Genomic DNA, 19,743 nt, shown 5'->3' with positions numbered 1-19,743 from the left:
TCCTGCCCTTCTGCATCAACGCCCCTGGGGCGCTCTTCCGGCCCGGCGTGCCGCCGCCTGCGTGATGCGGTCGAACATGACACCGAGCAGCACGATGGCCAGGCCCGCTGCCAGGCCCTTGCCGTACAACTGACCCTGCGAGAAACCGGCGACGACGTCGTAGCCGAGCGCTCCGGCTCCGACGAGACCGCCGACCACGACCATCGACAGCACGTAGATGAGGCCCTGATTGGTCGCGAGTGTCAGGGACGCGCGGGACATCGGCAGCTGCACCTTGGTGATGATCTGCCAGGTGCTGGAGCCCGCGGCGGTCGCCGCCTCCACGGTGGTCGGCGGGACGGCCCGCACACCGTCCGCGATGATCTTGATGGTCACCGGGGCCGCGTAGACGATCGCGGCGACGATCGCCGTGAACCGCGTCGCGTCGAACAGCGCCAGGAACGGCACCAGATAGACGAACGGCGGCATGACCTGCGCCGCGTCCAGGACGGGCCGGATCAGCCGGTCCGCCAGGGCGCTGCGCCCCATCCACACCCCGACGACCACGCCGAGGGCCAGCACGATCACGGTGGCCACCATGCTGGCGGCGAGCGTCGTCATGGCGTCCCGCCAGAGGCCGGTGCCGACGATCAGCCCGCTGCAGACCGCCGCGGTGGCACCGGCGCGCCAACCGCCCAGCACGGTGCCCACGACCACCAGCACGGCGGCGACGAGCCAGAACGGCGAGCCGGTGAGCAGCGCCTCGAACGGGTCGATGAGCAGGGTGGTGACCAGGTCCCGCAGACCCTCCGTCAGCCCGGCGAGGTGGTCCCGCGTCCAGCCGGTGACGGAGTCCGCTGTACGGGCGATGGCGCTGCCCAGGTCGATGTCGTTCGGGAACTCCGAGGCCCACACGTAGGTGTGCGAGAGGGCGACGCAGACCGCGGTGGCCACGCCGCCGCCCAGCAGCAGCGGCTTGCGCCAGGCACGGAACCGGCCGCCCCTGCGGCGTGCCTCCTCCGCCCTCACGCTCGCGGCCGTCGTCACGCGGTCGAGCACGATGGCCATGACGACGATGGCGAGACCGGAGTTGAAGGCCGTGCCCACGTCCAGGGTCTCGAGGGCCTTGATGACCGTCTTCCCCAGACCGGGGGCGTCGATGAGCGCGGCGATCGTGACCATGGACAGCGCGGCCATGATGGTCTGGTTGACGCCGAGGACGATCGTCCGTTTCGACATCGGCAGAAGCACCTTGAAGAGGGTCTGCCGACGGGCGGAGCCCATCGACCGGGCCGCCTCGACCGCCGTTTCCGGTACCCCGCGGATGGCGTGCGCGGTGATACGGATGGCCGGCGGCGTCGCGTAGATGACCGTGGCGATCGTGGCGGACGCGGGGCCGATGAGGAAGAACAGCGTCAGCGGCGCCAGATAGACGAACGGCGGCATCGTCTGCATGAAGTCCAGCACGGGCGTGAGGAGCCGGTTCACCCGGTCCGATAGCCCGGCCCAGATGCCCAGCGGGATGCCGATGAGCAGGGAGACCAGCACCGCCGCCGTGGTGAGGGCGAGGGTGTCCATGCTCTCCAGCCACAGTCCCTGCAGCCCGAGGAAGATGAACCCGGCGACCGCCAGCAGGGCGACCCGCGCGTTGCCGAACGCCCACGAGGCGTAGCCCGCGACGGCGACGACGCCCAGCCACCCGACGGCCGGGACGGGCCGCCCGAACGCGGGCTGGGAGATCAGTCCCTGGATGAAGGTGGTGAGCCCGTCGATGACGAGCCGGATCTCGTTGAAGAAGTAGAGGAACAGCGGGTTGCTGTTGCGGTTGGCGCCGACGGCGTCGTAGAACTCGTTGAACTCACGGTGCAGGGGGGTGAGTTCGGCCGTTCCGAGGGCCAGGGTGTGCGTGCCGTCGAATATCAGCCACAGCACCACCCAGGCCACGACGGCACCGGCGACGGCGAGTCTCCGGCCGCCTCTGAGCGGGGACGCGACCCGTGCGGCCGTCTCCGTGAGTGCCGCCATCACTCGCCGCCCCGCGCGCCGGCGACGATCTCCAGGATCTCCTCGTCCCCGACGACGCCGAGCAGCTTGCCGTCCTCGACGACCCTGACGGGGCCGGAGGAGGCGAGCACCGCGCGGGTGGCGTCGCGGACGACGGTGCCGGGGCCGAACTCGGGCCCGTCGAGCGGTTCGTCGTCTCCCGGCGGGCGCATGATCCAGCGGAGGGTGAGCACCTCCGCGCGGGGTACGTCGGCGACGAAGTCCCGTACGTAGTCGTCGGCCGGTGCGCCGACCAGTTCGTCGCCGGTGCCGCACTGCACCATCCGGCCGTCGCGCATGATGAGGATGCGGTCGCCGAGCTTCAGCGCCTCGGAGAGGTCGTGGGTGATGAACACCATCGTCTTGCCGACCTCGCGGTGGAGCCGGATGACCTCGTTCTGCATGTCCCGGCGGATGAGCGGGTCGAGGGCGGAGAACGGCTCGTCGAAGAGGAGGACGTCGGGGTCGACCGCGAGCGCGCGGGCCAGCCCCACGCGTTGCTGCATACCGCCGGAGAGCTGGTCGGGGTAGGAGTTCTCGAAGCCGGAGAGGCCGACCAGGTCGATGACCTCCATCGCCCGCTTGCCGCGCTCGGCCCGGCTCACCCCGCGGATCTCCAGCCCGTAGGAAACGTTGTCCAGGACGGGGCGGTGCGGCAGCAGTCCGAAGTGCTGGAAGACCATCGAGAACTTGCGCCGCCGCAGCTCGCGCAGCCGTTTCTCGTCCGCGGCGCGGATGTCCTCGCCCTCGAAGATCACTTCGCCCGCTGTGGGCTCGATCAGCCGGGTGAGACAGCGGACCAGGGTCGACTTCCCCGAGCCGGACAGACCCATGACGACGAACACCTCGCCGGGCGCGACGTCGAATGCGACGTCGCGGACCGCCGCCGTGCACCCGGTGCGCTCCATCAGCTCGCGGGGGGCGAGTTCGCGGAGCTCGGGCGACCCGGGCACCTGGGCGGCCTTCTGGCCGAAAACCTTCCAGAGCCCGCGCACGGAGATGACCGGGGTCGTGTCCCCGGACGAGCCCCGCTGCGGCGGCAGTTCTGTCCTGATTACGGTCACGACCGGCCTCTCTTCCGATGGCTCAGCGCGCCGCGCCCAACGCCGTCGAAGTGCAGAAAATGCCGCGCGCCGAACCTCCGTTGCGTATCACGCATCGTTTTGCTCGGGGTGGAACACACTTGCCCACGAACCGGCGTACGTCAAGAGGCGAGCCCTGGCTGATTCACGACCCGTCGACTTGGCCGACAGCCCTTGACCTGTCGGACACCAGCCCTGGACGATGTTGCGTATAACTCACCGCGTTGTGTAATGCGCATCAAGGAGGATGAGAATGGCTCCTCGACCGCGCCCCGGCCGCGAGTTCGTCCTGACGCTCTCGTGCCCCGACCGCGCCGGGCTCGTCCACTCCGTCACCGGCTTCCTCTTGGACCACTCGGGCAACATCCTGGAGAGCCGGCAGTTCGACGACCGGTTGCAGGACCGGTTCTTCATGCGGGTCCACTTCGACGTCTCGGACCCCGGCGTCACACGCGAGGAGCTGTGCCGCGGGTTCGCCCCGGTCGCGGAGGCGTACCGGATCTCCTGGCAGCTCCACGACGCCTCGACCCCGACCCGGGCGCTGATCATGGTGTCGGCATTCGGGCACTGCCTGAACGATCTGCTCTTCCGCCGGAGAACCGGAACGCTCAACGTCGAGATCCCGGCCATCGTCTCCAACCACCGCGAGTACGCCTCTCTCGCCGCGAGCTACGGCATCCCGTTCCACCACGTCCCGGTGGCGCCGCAGACCAAGCCGGAGGCGGAGGCCCGTCTGCTGGAGCTGGTGGAGGAGCTGGACGTCGACCTCGTCGTGCTCGCCCGCTACATGCAGATCCTCTCCGACGATCTGTGCAAGCGGCTGGAGGGGCGGGCGATCAACATCCACCACTCGTTCCTGCCGGGTTTCAAGGGCGCACGGCCGTACGCGCAGGCGCACGAGCGCGGGGTCAAGCTCGTCGGCGCCACGGCCCACTACGTCACTCCCGATCTGGACGAGGGGCCGATCATCGAGCAGGACGTCGTCCGCGTGGACCACTCGCGCAGCCCCGACGAACTGGTGGCGATCGGGCGTGACGTCGAGGCACAGGTCCTGGCCCGCGCGGTGCAGTGGCACAGCGAGAGCCGGGTCATGCTCAACGGCAGCAGGACCGTCGTCCTCCGCTGAGCAGCGTGAGTGAGGCACGGGGACGGGCGGGCGGTGCGCGCCCGCTCCCGCTCGTCGGAACGCTTCTACGCGCCGGGGTCGCCGAGCCGGTCCAGCAGCAGGCGCCGCCAGCGCTCCGTCTCCGCGATCTGGTTGAACGTGAAGACGTGCAGCCCCGCCACCCTCGCCTCGGGCGCGGTCAGCGCGGTCGCGCCCGCGCGTAGCAGCCGCTCGGGCGCGTAGCCGCCGGGGGCAGCGAAGCGCAGGAACCAGGCGGGGTGGCGGGTGAGGAAGCGCGCCGACTCCCCGACCCCGATCTTCGTCGCCATCGACAGCAGCTTCGCCCGCTGCACGGGCCCCGCGACGCCGATGTGCAGTGGCAGGGTGACGCCGCGGCGCCGCACCCGGCCGGTCCAGGCGCTCAGCACCCGTGCGTCGAAGCACAAGTTGCTGACGATATAGCTGGAATAGCGCTGTTTGTCCCACATGGCCTGCACGGTGACGTCGTCGTCGATCCGCGGATGACTCTCCGGGTAGCCGGTGATGCCGACGTGCGGGAACGGGCTGCCCAACTGGGTCAGCGCGCGCAGGACGGGCAGTGCCGCGTCGTACCGCCCCACGGGCGGATCGGCGTCCCCGGCGGGCACGAACACGTCCTCCACGCCGGCCGCCCGGAGGCGGCCGGCGACATCCGCGAGGTGGGCGTCGTCCAGGAACTGCCGGGCGGGCAGGTGGGGGACGACGCGGTAGCCGTGGCCGGCCAGGCGCACCGCGAGGTCCAGCGTCGGGCCGAGCCCCCTGGCCGGTGAGGCGGTCACCGTGACCGGCACATCCGGCGGGACGCTGCCCAGCACCCGCTCCTCGGCGGAGGGCGTGGGCAGCACCTCGTACCGGACCCTGCGCAGCAGGGCGGCCAGGCTCCCGGCGGGGGTGGCCCGTACGGCGTCGTCGGGGAACGGCGTACGCCGCATGGGCGCTCTCGCTTTCCCGGGCGCGTGTCAGGCGCCCTGTGTCAGGCGGGGCCGGGGCGCTGCCCGTCCCCGGCGGGCCGGTGCCGGTAGAACTCCGCCGTCGAGGGCGGCAGCGGCTCGTTGCCCAGGATGAGGTCGGCGGCCTTCTCGGCGACCATCATCACCGGAGCGTAGATGTTGCCGTTGGTGATGTACGGCATGACCGAGGCGTCCACCACCCGCAGCCCGTCCAGGCCGTGGACGCGCATCGTCGCCGGGTCGACGACCGCCATCTCGTCGGTGCCCATCTTGCAGGTGCAGGACGGGTGCAGGGCGGTCTCCCCCTCCCTCGCGACCCAGTCGAGGATCTCCTCGTCGCTCTGCACCTCCGGACCGGGCGAGGTCTCGCCGCCGTTGAACGCGTCCATCGCCGACTGGCCGAGGATGCGGCGGGCGACCCGGATCGCCTCGACCCACTCGCGCCGGTCCTGTTCCGTGGAGAGGTAGTTGAAGGTCAGGGCCGGGTGGACGTCGGGGTCCTTGCTCTTGATCTTCACCGAGCCGGCGGCATCGGAGTACATCGGCCCGATGTGCACCTGGTAGCCATGCCCGCCGGAGGGTGCGGAGCCGTCGTAGCGGACGGCGATGGGCAGGAAGTGGAACATCAGGTTGGGGTACGCCACGTCGTCGTTGCTCCGCGCGAACCCGCCCGCCTCGAAGTGATTGGTGGCGCCCGGGCCCTTGCGGAAGAGCCACTGGAGACCGATCCACGGCCGGTGGCGCCACTTCAGATACGGCTGCATGGAGACCGGCTGCTTGCAGGCGTACTGCACGTACACCTCCAGGTGGTCCTGGAGGTTCTCCCCCACCCCCGGCAGGTCGTGCACCACGTCGATGTCCAGGGCCCGCAGTTCGTCCGCGTTGCCGACGCCCGAGAGCTGCAGCAGCTGCGGGGAGTTGATCGCCCCGCCGCTCAGGACGACTTCGCCCGCGTACACCTGCCGGGGTGCGCCGCGGCCGCGGCGGTACTCGACGCCGACCGCCCGTGTGCCGTCGAACAGGATGCGCGTGACATACGCGCGTGTGCGCACCTCGAGGTTGGGGCGGTTCATGACGGGGTGGAGGTAGGCGCGGGCGGCGGAGAGGCGGCGGCCTCGGTGCACATTGCGGTCGAAGGCCGCGAACCCCTCCTGCCGGTAGCCGTTGACGTCGTCCGTACGCGGGTAGCCCGCCTGCTCGGCCGCCTCCAGGAAGGCGGGGAAGAGCGGATTGGTGGCGGGGCCGCGCTCCAGGACGAGGTTGCCCTCGTGCCCGCGGAAGGGGTCGTCGGGGTCGGCGGCCAGGCAGTTCTCCATGCGCTGGAAGTACGGCAGACAGTGCGCGTCGTCCCACGCCTCCATGCCCGGACCGGACGCCCAGCGCTCGAAGTCCAGCGGATTGCCGCGCTGGAAGATCATGCCGTTGATGCTGCTGGAGCCGCCGAGGACCTTGCCGCGGGCGTGGAAGATGCGGCGGCCGTGCATGTGCGGCTCGGGCTCGGATTCGTACTTCCAGTCGTAGAAGCGGTTGCCGATGGGGAAGGGCAGCGCGGCGGGCATGTGGATGAAGGCGTCCCACCGGTAGTCCGAGCGGCCCGCCTCCAGCACCAGCACCTTGGTGCCGGGATCCGCGGAGAGCCGGTTGGCCAGTGCGCTGCCGGCCGAACCGCCGCCGACGATGACGAAGTCGTACTCCGTGGCCACCATGGTGTGCCTCTTCCCTCCCACCGACTTCCGGCCAGGGGGCGCCCCCGGCCGCCGTACGCCGGGCATGCTAGTACGAGTATCGCCATGCGCACCAGGTTGCGACCGACGCAACTGAGGAGCGGCTACTCAAACAGAAATCCCTTGCCGCAAGGACCCATGGCCTGTTGGTTACAGCGCGTATAGTTGCATCATGAGCAACCACAGTGCAGCTGTCGAGAACGCCGGGCAGCAGCCGGCGGGAGGGGTGCAGTCCGTCGATCGCGCGGTCAGCGTCCTGGAAATCCTCGCCCAGCGCGGCGAGGCCGGCGTCAGCGAGGTCGCCGCGGAGATCGACGTCCACAAGTCGACCGCGTTCCGCCTGCTCGGCGCTCTGGAAGCACGCGGCCTCGTCGAACAGGCGGCGGAGCGCGGCAAGTACCGGCTCGGCTTCGGGATCGTACGGCTGGCCGGCGCCGTCACCGACCGTATCGACATCACCCAGCAGGGGCGGCCCGTCTGCGAGCGGCTGGCGGAGCAGATCGGTGAGACGGTCAACATCGCCGTCCTCCAGGAACATTACGCGATCAACCTGTACCAGGTGCGCGGTCCGGGCGCGGTCACCGCGCACAACTGGGTCGGGCAGCTCACGCCCCCGCACGCGACCTCCAGCGGCAAAATCCTTCTGGCTCACCTCTCCACCAAGGACCGGACGGAACTGCTCAAGGAGACCGGGCTGAAGAAGGTGACGGCGCGCACCATGACGTCCAAGGTGAAGCTCGAGAAGAGCCTCACCGAGGCGCGGGAGCGCGGATACTCGCTCACCCAGGGGGAGTTCGAGGTCGGGCTGCACGCCATGGCCGCGCCCATCCGCTCCCGCGACGGCGAGGTCGTGGCCGCGCTCAGCGCCTCCGGACCGGGCTACCGCTTCACCGAGGAGCGGATGCACGAGCTGGCCCCGGTCCTGGTCGACGGCGCTGAGGAGATCAGCCACCGCCTGGGCTACCTGGGCTGAACGGCCGCCCGCGGACGGCGACTTCACGTACCCACCCGTCCGGCCCGGCCCTCCCCTCCGGCAGGGACTGGGGCGGGACCTGCCCCCGAGACGATCAGGAGGACGATGTCCTCGTGGCCTGCACCGGGATCGGTGCGGGATCCGGCCGGGAACAGGGCCGTAGTTGCCTGAGCGGACCCGGGCGCGGCAGCACGGCCGGATGCCTCGGGGCCACGATCAGGGAGTGAGCCGCGGCGCTCAGGGCAGGCCCAGGCGTCCGTTCACCCAGGTGTGGAAGTCACCGATGTGGTGCTCGCTGGGCACCAGGACACCCCCGCTGGCGTAGAGCCGCGAACTCATGGCGGGCTGGCAGCGCTCGCAGGCGTCGAAGTCCTGGCGGTTGACCCGGTCGAAGAGCTCGACGGAGCGGGAGATGTCGCGGCCGTTGTCGACCACGTCCTTGAGGTACAGCCAGTCGCACTCGACGACCGTACGGTCCACCGCCAGCGGGAACATGCGGTGGAAGATCACATGGTCCGGCACCAGGTTGATGAAGACCTGCGGCCGTACGGTCAGGGCGTAGTAGCGGCGGTCCTGGCCCTCCGCGACGGTGGGGATGCGGTCCAGCCCCTCGGAGCCGTCGACGGTGAACCCCTTCGCTTCGGCGGAGAACGCCGCTCCGTGCCCGACGAAGTACTGCGCCGCGTAGCCGTCCGCGAACTCCGGTAGCACATCGGTGAGTTCGGGGTGGATCGTCGCGCAGTGGTAGCACTCCATGAAGTTCTCGACGATCAGCTTCCAGTTGGCCCGGACGTCGTAGACGATGCGGCGCCCGATCTCGAGGCCGTCGATGCCGTACCGGTCGATCGCCTCCGCGTCGCCGAGCCGCGCGACGACGTCCCCGACGACCTGCTCCTCGAAGGAGGGCGGGGTCTCGGACAGGCAGACCCAGACGTAGCCCAGCCATTCGCGCACGGCGACCGGCACCAGCCCGTACGCGGTACGCCCCACGTCCGGCATCTTCGTGAGATTGGGGGCGGCGACCAGCTTGCCCTGCAGGTCGTACGTCCAGGCGTGGTACGGGCATTGGAACGCCCGGCGGACCTCGCCCGACTCCTCGGTGCACAGCCTCGCCCCGCGGTGGCGGCACACGTTGAAGAAGGCGCGCACCGCATGGTCGCGCGAGCGGGTCAGCAGAATGCTCTCCCGGCCCACGGTCACGGTCCGGAAGGCGCCCGGTTTCGCCAGCTCGGAGGAGCGGGCCGCGCAGAACCACATCGACTCGAAGATGTGCTCCTGCTCCAGGCGGAAGATGCCGTCGTCCGTGTAGTGGTCGCCGGGGAGCGTGGCGATCAGGCTCTCGGGCAGACCGTCGGATGCCCCGGTCGGTGTCCCGGTCGATGTCACTGTGCACTCCTCGCGGGATGCGGGGGTCGGGAGGGTCGGCGCGCGCCGGGGACGGGAGGCCCCGGACGATACGGTGCAGTGTGGTGCGGACACGGTGCGGCGGGGCGGGAGGCGCGCCGCCGCGGAGACCCTGCAGGGCCGGTGGGCCCCGTCGCTCTGCTCTTACGGCGGCCCGCCGGGACCGGAGCCTGCGCCGGGGCCGAAGGCCGCGCCGGGTCCGGAGGCGGGATCGGGTCCGGTGGCCCTCCCCGGGCCGGATGCGGCACCGGCCAACTGGCGGCGCCAACGGGTGAACAACCGCGTCTGATTGACGCCGAGCACGGCGACCGGATGGTCCGCGCGCCGGTAGACGGCGAGGAAGCTGCGGTCCGCCGCCGCGCCCTCCTCCACGGTGACGCTGTCGGCCCCTGCGGCGTGCCCGGCGAACTGGATGCGCACACCGTACTGGTCCGACCAGAAGTACGGCGGGCGGAGCCGCCCCGGTACGGCCGAACCGCCGGACAGCAGCGCGGACACGGCCGCCGCCGGACGCTCCCGTGCACCGGTCCAGTGCTCGACCCGGCGATGGACGCCGGCGGCCGGGTCGTACCAGGCGGCACAGTCGCCGACCGCGACCACACCCGGGACGTCGGTGGTGCCGTCGGCGCCGCACCGCACCCCGTTCTCCAGCGCGACGCCGGAGCCCTCCAGCCACGCGGTGCACGCGACGGCTCCGATGCCCACGACGACGACGTCCGCGGGGATGCGGCGACCGTCCTGGAGGAGGACCGCGTCGACCCGCCCGTGTCCGCCGAGGGCACGCACCCCGGTCCCGCACAACAGCCGGACGCCGTGGTCCTGGTGGAGCGCGGACACGATGCCGCCCATCACCTGTCCCAGCGGACCGGCCAGCGGCGTCGGCGCGGCCTCGACGACGGTGACGTCCAGACCCATTCCCCGGGCGGTCGAGGCGACTTCGGCTCCGACGAACCCGGCGCCGATGACCACCAGCCGCCCGCCGCGCAGGAGATCGGCGCGGAGCGCCCGGGCGTCCTCGATCGTCCGCAGCACATGTACGCCGCCCAGACCCTCGCTGCCGGGCAGGGTGCGCGCCGCCGCTCCGGTGGCGACGACGACCCCGTCGGCGACGACCGTACGGCCGTCCGCGAGACGTACGGAGCGCTCCGCACGGTCGAGGCCGACGGCCCGCGCGCCGAGCAGCCACTCGGCGCCGAGGTCCTCGTCCGGGGATTCGAGCGCGAGACCGGTCTCGTCCATCTCCCCGGCGAGGAACTCCTTCGACAACGGCGGCCTGTCGTACGGGCGGTGGGGCTCCTCCCCGATGACGACGAGCCTCCCCTCGTACCCCTGCGCGCGCAGGGAACGGGCGGCCGACAGTCCGGCGAGCGACGCGCCGACGACGGCCACGCTCCTCACCCGACGCCTCCGGCGACGCGTGCGACGGCGCACGGCGGGAGGTTCGGGACGGCGTCGGACAGCAGCACGTAGATCACGCCGTCCTCGACGAGGACCTGGTGCGTGCGGACGGGGAAACGGGCGGGGGGCGCGTCGACGCCACCGGTGCGCAGGTCGAACTTCGAGGCATGCAGGGGGCATTCGACCTCGCAGCCCTCCAGCCAGCCGTCGGAGAGCGAGGCGTCCTGGTGGGTGCACGTGTCGTCGATGGCATGGACCTCGCCGTCATCGGTGTGGAACACCGCGACAGGGGGGTCGGTCTCGAGTCGGTAGGACTCGCCTCGCGGGAGGTCGGCGAGACGGCACACAGGGATCATCACGACCACCTCGGATGCGCATAGCGAAACAGGATGCGAAGAACGCAACGCCAGTGTGGAGGCGCCCCTATGCCTTGTCAAGGAGCCGTTTTGGGTGGCCTGAAGCCGTCCTGTCGCATCACTGGACGCAACGCTGTGCGCAGGGAAGAACCACTTGCGGGGGCGCGAGAACGCGCCACTCCGAGCGGTCGCCATGGATGCCGGGCACGGTCGAGGGCGCGCGTCAGGGGCATACCAGGGGTGCGTGCCGGGGGCGCAAGGAAGTGGTGGCGCCTGGGCGGTACGCGCGGCTCCGCATCGCCCGCGTTCGTGTCGCCCACGTTTGTGTCGCCCGCGTTCGCATCGCCCGCGTTTGTGTCGCCCGCGTTCGTGTAGCGCGTGTGCGGCGCGCCCCGGCCCGAAGCCGCTGAAGTCCTCCTGCGCGACGACCTCGTGGCCGGTGCGCGCCCCGGCGGGCACGCACCGGCCACGAGGTCCGGTCGTCGGCGATGCTGCGGGTGCGGCTCAGTGGCCGCGAGCCACCCACTCCTCCAGGTGCGGCGCCTCCGCGCCGATGCTCGTCCTGTCCCCGTGTCCGGTGTGCACCACCGTCTCCTCGGGGAGGACGAACAGCCGGTCGCGGATCGAGGCGATGATCGTGGAGAAGTCGCTGTAGGAACGGCCCGTTGCGCCCGGCCCGCCCGCGAACAGCGTGTCGCCGCTGAACAGGGCGCCCAGCTCGGGTGCGTACAGGCACACCGCGCCCGGGGCGTGCCCCGGCGTATGGAGGACGTTCAGCGCCGTGCCCGCGACCTCGAGCACCTCTCCGTCGGCGAGCGGCCCGTCGGGCAGCCGCTGCGGATGCGCCAGCTTCCAGAGCACATGGTCGTCCGGATGCAGGAGGACGGGTGCGCCGGTCAGATCGGCCAGGGCGGGGGCGGCGTTGACGTGGTCGTTGTGCCCGTGGGTGCACACGACGGCCGTGAGCCGCCGGTCGCCCACCGCCTGGCGGATCGCCGTCGCGTCGTGTGCCGCGTCGATGACCACGACCTCGTCGTCGTCGCCCACGATCCACACGTTGTTGTCGACGTCCCAGGTACCGCCGTCGAGACTGAAGGTCCCGCTGGTCACCAGGTGCTCGACGCGGACCGCGCCGGCCATCAGAGCACCACCACCGAGCGGAGCACGTCGCCGTGGTCCATCGTCTCGAAGGCCTTCTCGACGTCGTCGAGGCCGATCGTCTCGGAGACGAAGGCGTCGAGGTCGATACGGCCCTGGAGATACAGGTCGACGAGGTACGGGAAGTCGCGCGAGGGCAGACAGTCGCCGTACCAGCTCGACTTCAGGGCTCCGCCGCGCCCGAAGACGTCCAGCAGCGGCAGCTCGATCTTCATCTCCGGTGTCGGGACGCCGACGAGCACGACGGTGCCCGCGAGGTCGCGGGCGTAGAAGGCCTGCTGGTAGGTCTCGGGGCGGCCGACCGCGTCGATGACCACGTCGGCGCCGAACCCTCCGGTCAACTCCCGTACGGCCTCGACCGGATCGGCGTTCTTGCCGTTGACCGTGTGGGTGGCGCCCATGCTCGTCGCCCGCGCGAGCTTGCGCTCGTCGATGTCGACGGCGACGACCGTCGTGGCACCCGCGAGCGCGGCGCCGGCGACGGACGCCATGCCGACGCCGCCGCACCCGATGACGGCCACGGAGTCACCGCGGCTGACGGCACCGGTGTTGACCGCCGCGCCGAAGCCCGCCATGACGCCGCAGCCCAGCAGCCCTGCGGCGGTGGCCGGGACCCTCGGATCGACCTTGGTGCACTGGCCGGCGGCCACCAGGGTCTTCTCCGCGAAGGCGCCGATACCCAGCGCCGGGGAGAGGGGCGTGCCGTCGGTCAGCGTCATGGGCTGGGAGGCGTTGTGCGTCGCGAAGCAGTACCACGGCTTGCCCTTTCGGCAGGCCCGGCACTCGCCGCAGACGGCACGCCAGTTCAGGATGACGAAGTCACCGGGCTCGACCTCGGTGACGCCCTCCCCCACGGCCTCGACGCGGCCGGCCGCCTCGTGTCCGAGCAGGAAGGGGAAGTCGTCGTTGATGCCGCCTTCGCGGTAGTGCAGATCGGTATGACAGACGCCGCACGCCTCGACCTTGACCAGCGCCTCGCCGGGCCCGGGGTCGGGGACGACGATCGTTTCGAGCGAGACGGGCGCGCCCTTCTGCCGGGCGACGACTGCACGGACCTCGTGAGCCATGGGTACTCCTCGTCGTTGACGGATCCCTGGGCTGCTGTGTTTCCTATTGCGGTACGCGTCTCTGGATGCGCAACTGCAGGATTGAGGAGGAGACGCCCATGGGTCAAGGGGCGCGCCGCCGGGGTCGACGGCGTCCTCACCCGGGGCCGGCAGCAGCCGTACCGGCACCCGGCTTGCGGTGACTCCTCCCCGTAACGCCCATGATCTCGTACGGCGGCGGCTCCGCGCGCAAGAACCCGGGTGCGGGTCCCGTACGCGTGCGGACCCCGGTCCCGTACGCGTGCGGGCGGGTCGCGTCACTCCGCCGGGACCGGCGGGCGCTTGAACATCCGGGTGGCGGTGATCTCGCCGTGCACCGCCTCCTCGCCCTCCGCCTGCTGCGGCAGTCCCGGACGCAGGTGCTCCTCGACGCTGATGTACTTCAGGCCCGCCCGCAGGTCTGCGTCGTTCCGCAACCGGATCACCAGCGGGAACTCGGCCAGGGCCGTGGTGTCGAACAGGCCTGTGGTGTAGAGGAGCTGGACGCCCAGCGCGTCCGCGACGGCTCGCTGCAGCTCCAGCAGGTACGTGGCGTTGGCGCGGCCGATGGGATTGTCCAGGAACAGGGTGCCCGCGTGCCGGTGCTTGTCGCGCCCGCGGTCGTTGCTGCGGAGGGCGGCCATCGTGCAGTACAGCGCGATGGCCGCGGTCAGGAGCTGGCCCCCGGAGAAGACGTCGCCCATCTGCCCGACCGGCACGCGCTCGGCGCGCAGGACGGCGTCCGGCTTGAGGATCTCGACCGCGATCCCGCGCGGCTGGAGGGCTGCCGCGACGCCGCGCAGCAGCAGGGACATCCCGTCGCGGCGCAGATCCGAGTTCTTCTTCACCGCGGCGCGGGTCGCCTCGTCGATGACCTCGCCGAGGCGCTCGGTGAGCGTGGCCTGGTCGGGGTCGTCGAACCGGATGCGCAGGAACTCCTGCCCCGACCACTCCCCCAGTCCCTCGGGGAGCCGGGAGAGCCGCTGCGCGGAACGCAGCGTGGTGAGCGAGGACTCCACGAGTCCGCGGAGCCGGTCGACGATGCTGTCGCGGTTGCGCTCCAGCTGCGCCAGCTCGTCGGTCAGGACGCGCAGCCGCGGCGCGAAGGCCTCGGCCCAGGCGGAGGCGTGCTCGGGGAGGGCGGAGGCGGGCAGCTCGCGGATCTGCTGGCGTGCGGGAGTGCGCACCTGTTCGTAACGGGTGGAGTTGGCGTGCCGTACGAGCACGTCGCCGGCCTCGCGGACCGCGGACTCCGCCGAGGCGAGGTCCGCGGCGCACCCTCGCAGCGAGCGCCGCGTCTCGCCCGCGGCCTGCCGGGCCTCCTCCAGGCTGCCGCCGTACGGCTCGGGCGCGTCCCCTTCCGGCTCTCCGGTCTGGTGACCGTCCCGGAGGAGATCGCGCAGCAGCGCGGCGAGTTCGTCGAACCCGCCCGCCGCGTCCTCGGCCGCCCGGTGCTCGCGCAGCAGTCCGGCATGCACGGTGCGGGCGTTCTCCAGCGCGTCCGTACGGGTCGCCAGCTCCGCGGTGGCTCCGCGCAGCAGCTCCCTGGCGTGCTCGGCGTCGGCGGGGACCAGTTCCTCGGGCAGATCGGTGTGGGCCTCCCCCTCGGCCGGGGCGTGCCGCTCGGCCTCGCCGCGCAGACGGCCGAGCTGCTCGCTGGCGGCCGAGGCGCGCGACTCCAGCATCTGGACGAGGGATTCGGCCCGGGCGGCGGCGGCCTGGCGGGACGGCCCGTCGGCGCCATCGGTCCCTTCGAGCAGCTGGGCGGCGCGGGTGCGGACCTTGTTGGTGAGGCGGTCGAGTGAGGCGAGGGCCGCGGACTCGTCGCTCTCCGCCCTCGCCTGCTCGGCGCGCAGGTCGGCGCCGACGCCGACCTTCTCGTACAGCTGCGAGGCCGCGCGGTACGCCTCACGGAGCGCGGGCAGCGAACCTCCGGGCGCCGCGTCCTGTGGGGTGTCCTCGGGGGCGCCCGCGATCTCGGCGCGCTCGGCGCGCAGGGCGCGGGCGGTCCGGCGGGCGTCGTCGGCGGCGCGCTGGGCGGCCCTGCGGTCCTCGTCCGCGGCCCTGGCCCGCTCCAGGAACGCGGTCGCGCGCGTCTCCGACTCGGCCGCCTCGTCGGCCAGTTCACGCGACCGCGCCTGCCAGGAGGCGCGCTCGCGCAGGCGGAAGGCGAGACCGGCCAGGGCGTCGGCCGAGCGGCGGGCGCGCTGCGCCGCCTCCAGCCGCTCGTCGCGGACCCGCGTCGCCTCGGCGGCGATCTCGTCCGCCTCGGCCCGGGCGGTACGGGCCTCCGCCAGCGTCTCCCGCGCCGCCCGCGCGGCCTCGCCCGCCGCATGCGCCGCCTCGGCCAGCTCGGCCAGACGGCCCGGCGCGCAGCCCGTGCGCCAAGAGGTGAGCCGGGCGGAGAGAGCACGGTCGGTGGCGAGCCGGGCCGCCAACGCCCGGATCTCCTCGTCGCGTTCGGTGGCACGGGCGCGCAGGGCGTGGCGCTCGGTGTCGGCGGCGCGCTCGTCGTGCATGGCCGGGTTCGGCGGGACGAGGAACACTCCGCCGTCCTCGGCACCCGGGCCGGGGGTGGGCGCGAGCAGGGCGGCGGAGGTCCCGACGGCGACGGCGGAGCGCGGCAGGAGGGAGGCCCCGGCGAGCACCTCGCGGGCGCGGGCGTGCGTACCGGGGTCGGTAATGATGACGCCGTCGACCAGTTCGGGACGGGCGGCGAGGACGGTCGCGTGGTCGGCCGGGTCGACGGCCTGGGCGAGGTAGCGCCAGCCCGGGAGGGCGGGGATGCCGTGCTCACCGAGGTACTCAACGGCGGCCAGGACGTCGGGGCCCGCGGGGAGCAGTCCGCCGTCGCCGAGGGCCCCGAGGATGCGGGCGTCGTCGGCGGCGGCCGTGCGCAGGTCGAAGAGCTGGCGCTCGACGGACGCGACGGTCTCCTCGAGCATCTCCTGGAGCGCTTCGGCGTTCCGGTCCAACTCCTCGGCGCCGAGAGGCCCGTCGGCGACGGGCCGGCCGCGGTCGCCCGCACCGGAGGCGTGGACGGACGCCGCCTGGCTGCCGTCCGCCACGGTCTCCGCCGCGCCGTCCTCGGCGACGCCGTCGGTGGGGGCTCCGGCGGGAGATGCGGGCGCGGGGGCGGCCTGCGGGGACCCACCCGGTCCGTTCACTGGGGCCGCACCGGAGGCGGCCCCGTCCGGCGTGCTGGGCCCGTCGGCTCCCGGGTGCGGCGGGATGTCCGTCGCCGTGCCGGAGAGGCCGTCCACCGACCGCTGTTGGCCGCGGCCGTCCGGTCCACCGTCCCGCACGGTGTCCGTTCCTGCGCCCCGTACAGCGCCCTGTCCCGCGTCCCGCCCGGCGTCCGGCCCGTCCTGTGCCGCGGAGCCGCCGCTGTCGCCGGGACTTCCCGGTGCTGTGCCGAGCCCGGCGGAGGCGGAAGTGCCGGCTCCGGAGCGGGTGTTCCCGTGCGTGGCGGCGTCCGCGGCGGCACCGTCGGACCTGCCCCCGCGGCTCGCGGCGCCGGACTCCTCGGCGCGGCGCGGCTGCGGCAGCGTCGCCGCGGGTGCGGACGGAGGAAGGCTCAGCAGGTCGGCCAGCCGCTCCTCCGCGCCGATGGACTCCGCCGCGCGCCGCTCCGCCGCGTACGCGGACTCCGCCGCATCGGCCGCGTCCTCCGCGCGCGCCGCCGCCAGCTCGGCACGGGTCTGTTCCGCGGCCGCCTCCTTCGCCCGGTCCGCGGCCTGACGGGCCGTCTCCCGGGCGGAGTCCGATGCGGCGACCGCCGACTTCTCGGCGTCGCTGGCCGCGAGCGCCGCGCGCGCAGGATCGGTATCGGGTGCGCCGGGATCACCGTCCGGGGCCTGTTCGGGAACGTCGAGCCAGCCCGCCCGTACGGCCTCGGCGGTCTCCTGCTCGACCTCGGCGAGGCGCTGCCGCAGATGCTCGGCCTCGCTGCGGGCGCGCTGGGCGGCGGTGGCGGCGGCCGTCGCGTCGCGGTGGGCCGTTTCGCCCGCCTCCTGCAGCCCGGCCGAGCGCTCCTCCTCCTGGTTGGCGAGCCGTTCGCCGTCCTCCGCCGCCGCGTGCAGGGCGCGTACGAGGTCGGAGGCTGCTTTCGCGCGAGCGGCGAGCGCCGGGGCCGCGTCCCTCTCGGCCTCGCGGATCGCCACGGCGACGCGCGCCGACCGGTCGGCTGCCGCCCGGTGCCGGAGCACGATCTCGGCGGCCTGCCAGGCGGAGTGCAGCGTCCGGGCGTCGCTCAGCTCGCGGCGCTGCGCGGCGGCCGTCTTCTCCCCGGCCGCGAGCGCCAGCGAGGCGTGCCGGTAGGCGAGTTCGGCCGCGACGAGCCGCGAGCGGCCCTGGGCGTCCTCGGCCTCGGAGGCCGCGCGCGCGGCCGTGGTCACCTGCTGCGCCAGCTCGGCGGACCGGCCGCGCTCCTCGGCGCCGCGGGCGGAGAGCCGGCGGGCCAGCGTACGGGTGCGGCGCTCGGCGCCCGCGTGCACCTCGCGCGCCCGCTCGCGCTGCTCGGCGGCCTCGGCGATACGGGAGAGCAGGTCCAGCGAACCGGCCGTGAAATCCCGTTCCGCCGTCAGTTCGGCCCGGCGGCCGAGCTTGTGCGCGAAGCCATGGACGAGGTCCGCGAGCCCGTCGGTGTCGCGGGTGTCGGTGACGGCCCGGAGCAGCAGATCGGTGAAGTCCGAGTCGTTCTTGACGGCGAAGAGGCCGGCGGCCTCGCCCTCGTCGGCGTTCATCTCCCGCTGGTAGCGGAAGAGTTCGGGATCCAGCCCGAGGTCGCCGAGGTGTTCGTTCCAGCGCTCGTGGATCTCCTCCCAGACGACGTCCAGATTCGGGTACGCCTTGCCCGCCTCGGTGACGGCATCCCGGAACCCCTTCATCGTCCGGCGGCGGCCCTGCGCCCCGGATGCGCCTTCGACGGGGGGCCGGACGACGGTCGCCTCGGCGACGGGGAGCGAGTCCAGGGACATGCCAGGGCCGGGCCGGAAGGAGTACCACGCCTCGGCGAACTTCCGCGGGTCGCCCGAGACCTGGCGGCCCCGCCACTCGCTGACCTTGCCGACGACCACGCACTCCCCGGTCAGGGTGTGCTGCCATTCCAGGGCGACATGACCGCAGTCGTCGGCCAGCAGGAATTTGCGCAGCACGCCGGAGCTGGCGCCTCCGAGGGTGTTGCGGTGGCCGGGCAGCATCACGGAGAAGATCAGCTTCAGCAGGACGGACTTGCCGCCGCCGTTCTCCAGGAAGAGCACGCCCGCGGGGGCGGGGCGGCGGGGCGGCCCGGTGGGCTCGTCCTCGAAGAAGTCGGCCTGGGTGGGCGCCGGTTCGGTCACGGGCTCGCCCACGCCGCGCAGGTCGAGCACGGTGTCGGCGTAGCGCGCACCGGCAGGCCCGATGGAGTAGAGGCGGACCCGGGACAGCTCGTACATGGCGGCGGACTCTCGTTGTCTCTTCGTACGGTCGTGGGCGGTCGGGCGGGGCGGTCCGTGGTCGGACGGACCGGCGGGGCTCAGGAGTGGAAGGGCAGTCCGGCCTCCGCGACCAGCCCGACGTCGTCGGTGTCGTCGGCCGGGAGAAGGCTCGCGGTGCCGTCCGAGACGGGGACGACTCCGAGTTCGAGCAGTTCGGCCATGGCCGCGCTGCCCGCCATGTCGCGGACCTGGAGCTGGTAGCGCGCGGTCGTACGGTACGCGCCCCCGGCGTCGTCGCCGGTGCGCTGCAGGAATCCGGAATCGGTGAGGAAGGCGACGGCCTTGCCCACGATGCCCGTCGTCGAACCTGCCAGTCTCCGGGCGTCCTTGGTCGCCCCGGTGGCGCTGCGGCGGGCCCAGACCCGCCAGGCGGCCTCCAGTCCGGGGGCTCCGCTGGCGGGATCGGTGTTCTCGCCGGACTCCTCGGCCCGCTCCTCCAGGCGTCGGCAGGCCTGGCGGACGAACGCGTCCACGCCGTTGACGGTGATCCGGCCGATGTACCCGTCGTCGGCCAGGTCCTCAGGGCGCGGGAACGCCAGGGCGGCGACGGCGAGATGGGCCAGCCCGTGCAGGAAGCGGTCGCCGGAGTCGGAGGACGCGCGGCGCGCGTAGTCGCCCATGCGGACCGCGAAGACGGAGTCCTCGGCGGCGGTCACGGCCATCCCGGCGCGGGTGGAGACCTCCAGGACGACGAGGCCGAGACCGGCCGCGACGGCGTCGGCGAGCCGCGCGAACGCCGGGTCGTCGCGGTGGCGCCGCAGCAGTTCGGCGTACTCCACGTCGCGCGCGGGCACGAGCTTGGGCTGCAGCCCGAACGCGACGAGCCGCGCGGCATCGGCCGCGTCCGCGGGCGTGACCGAGCCGGCGCGGGCGCGCACGCCCCCGCCGTCCCCCTCCCCCGCGGATGCGGACAGGCCGTCGTCGTCGAACTCGCCGGTCACGGACACAACTCCTCACTGAAAACGGT

14 protein-coding genes are annotated in these 19,743 nt (G+C 72.7%); 2 read left to right on the top strand and 12 right to left on the bottom strand.

From position 1 onward, the window contains the following. Window positions 1-15: 15 nt before the first annotated feature. Complete coding sequence (locus ABZ822_RS30900) at window positions 16-2,004, bottom strand: ABC transporter permease subunit (RefSeq protein WP_360861447.1); 1,989 nt, start codon at window positions 2,002-2,004, stop codon at window positions 16-18. Then, window positions 2,004-3,086, bottom strand: a complete 1,083-nt coding sequence (locus ABZ822_RS30895) for a glycine betaine/L-proline ABC transporter ATP-binding protein (RefSeq protein ID WP_360861445.1) — start codon at window positions 3,084-3,086, stop codon at window positions 2,004-2,006. The genes ABZ822_RS30900 and ABZ822_RS30895 overlap by 1 nt, the downstream gene beginning before the upstream one ends. Window positions 3,087-3,357: 271 nt before the next feature. Here ABZ822_RS30895 and purU point away from each other — a divergent pair, with 271 nt between their 5' ends. Then, on the top strand, window positions 3,358-4,230 hold the full coding sequence (purU, locus tag ABZ822_RS30890; RefSeq protein WP_360861443.1) for a formyltetrahydrofolate deformylase: 873 nt from the start codon (window positions 3,358-3,360) through the stop codon (window positions 4,228-4,230). A 65-nt stretch (window positions 4,231-4,295) separates the two neighbouring features. On the opposite strand, the gene ABZ822_RS30885 is transcribed toward purU, so the two are convergent. Next, window positions 4,296-5,180, bottom strand: a complete 885-nt coding sequence (locus ABZ822_RS30885) for a 5,10-methylenetetrahydrofolate reductase (RefSeq protein WP_360861441.1) — start codon at window positions 5,178-5,180, stop codon at window positions 4,296-4,298. A gap of 41 nt (window positions 5,181-5,221) precedes the next feature. Continuing rightward, on the bottom strand, window positions 5,222-6,904 hold the full coding sequence (betA, locus tag ABZ822_RS30880) for a choline dehydrogenase (protein WP_360861439.1): 1,683 nt from the start codon (window positions 6,902-6,904) through the stop codon (window positions 5,222-5,224). Window positions 6,905-7,148: 244 nt separating this feature from the next. Here betA and ABZ822_RS30875 point away from each other — a divergent pair, with 244 nt between their 5' ends. After that, window positions 7,149-7,895 carry an IclR family transcriptional regulator gene (locus ABZ822_RS30875; protein ID WP_360861499.1) on the top strand — a complete coding sequence of 249 codons (747 nt, stop codon included), beginning with the start codon at window positions 7,149-7,151 and terminating at the stop codon, window positions 7,893-7,895. 237 nt (window positions 7,896-8,132) lie between these two features. On the opposite strand, the gene ABZ822_RS30870 is transcribed toward ABZ822_RS30875, so the two are convergent. The 8 genes from ABZ822_RS30870 to ABZ822_RS30835 all read right to left on the bottom strand — a co-directional run bounded on the left by ABZ822_RS30870 (window position 8,133) and on the right by ABZ822_RS30835 (window position 19,690). Further along, window positions 8,133-9,281, bottom strand: a complete 1,149-nt coding sequence (locus ABZ822_RS30870) for an aromatic ring-hydroxylating dioxygenase subunit alpha (protein ID WP_360861437.1) — start codon at window positions 9,279-9,281, stop codon at window positions 8,133-8,135. A 162-nt stretch (window positions 9,282-9,443) separates the two neighbouring features. Beyond that, entirely contained in the window at window positions 9,444-10,697 is a 1,254-nt protein-coding gene (locus ABZ822_RS30865; protein ID WP_360861435.1) for an FAD-dependent oxidoreductase, read from the bottom strand. Then, on the bottom strand, window positions 10,694-11,056 hold the full coding sequence (locus ABZ822_RS30860) for a bifunctional 3-phenylpropionate/cinnamic acid dioxygenase ferredoxin subunit (protein ID WP_360861433.1): 363 nt from the start codon (window positions 11,054-11,056) through the stop codon (window positions 10,694-10,696). Before ABZ822_RS30860 ends, ABZ822_RS30865 begins: the two co-directional genes overlap by 4 nt. Window positions 11,057-11,130: 74 nt before the next feature. Beyond that, on the bottom strand, window positions 11,131-11,523 hold the full coding sequence (locus tag ABZ822_RS30855) for a pentapeptide repeat-containing protein (protein ID WP_360861430.1): 393 nt from the start codon (window positions 11,521-11,523) through the stop codon (window positions 11,131-11,133). Window positions 11,524-11,557: 34 nt separating this feature from the next. Next, on the bottom strand, window positions 11,558-12,193 hold the full coding sequence (locus ABZ822_RS30850; RefSeq protein ID WP_360861428.1) for an MBL fold metallo-hydrolase: 636 nt from the start codon (window positions 12,191-12,193) through the stop codon (window positions 11,558-11,560). After that, window positions 12,193-13,278, bottom strand: coding sequence for an S-(hydroxymethyl)mycothiol dehydrogenase (locus ABZ822_RS30845; protein ID WP_360861426.1), 1,086 nt, complete (start codon window positions 13,276-13,278; stop codon window positions 12,193-12,195). Before ABZ822_RS30845 ends, ABZ822_RS30850 begins: the two co-directional genes overlap by 1 nt. A 296-nt stretch (window positions 13,279-13,574) precedes the next feature. After that, on the bottom strand, window positions 13,575-18,734 hold the full coding sequence (locus tag ABZ822_RS30840) for a hypothetical protein (protein ID WP_360861424.1): 5,160 nt from the start codon (window positions 18,732-18,734) through the stop codon (window positions 13,575-13,577). An 80-nt stretch (window positions 18,735-18,814) separates the two neighbouring features. After that, entirely contained in the window at window positions 18,815-19,690 is an 876-nt protein-coding gene (locus tag ABZ822_RS30835) for a hypothetical protein (protein ID WP_360861497.1), read from the bottom strand. Between the last annotated feature and the right edge of the window lie 53 nt (window positions 19,691-19,743).

This window comes from Streptomyces sp. NPDC047108 (assembly GCF_040643575.1).
In the GTDB taxonomy this organism is placed as follows: domain Bacteria; phylum Actinomycetota; class Actinomycetes; order Streptomycetales; family Streptomycetaceae; genus Streptomyces.
Note: the sequence above shows the minus strand (reverse complement) of the source record. Positions and strands in the feature narration are given on the sequence as shown.

Excerpts from the sequence above, each read along its gene's own strand:
- ABZ822_RS30900 (WP_360861447.1), bottom strand. The coding sequence starts at position 2,004 with ATGGCGGCACTCACGGAGACGGCCGCACGGGTCGCGTCCCCGCTCAGA.
- purU (WP_360861443.1), top strand. The coding sequence starts at position 3,358 with ATGGCTCCTCGACCGCGCCCCGGCCGCGAGTTCGTCCTGACGCTCTCG.
- ABZ822_RS30885 (WP_360861441.1), bottom strand. The coding sequence starts at position 5,180 with ATGCGGCGTACGCCGTTCCCCGACGACGCCGTACGGGCCACCCCCGCC.
- betA (WP_360861439.1), bottom strand. The coding sequence starts at position 6,904 with ATGGTGGCCACGGAGTACGACTTCGTCATCGTCGGCGGCGGTTCGGCC.
- ABZ822_RS30850 (WP_360861428.1), bottom strand. The coding sequence starts at position 12,193 with ATGGCCGGCGCGGTCCGCGTCGAGCACCTGGTGACCAGCGGGACCTTC.
- ABZ822_RS30845 (WP_360861426.1), bottom strand. The coding sequence starts at position 13,278 with ATGGCTCACGAGGTCCGTGCAGTCGTCGCCCGGCAGAAGGGCGCGCCC.
- ABZ822_RS30840 (WP_360861424.1), bottom strand. The coding sequence starts at position 18,734 with ATGTACGAGCTGTCCCGGGTCCGCCTCTACTCCATCGGGCCTGCCGGT.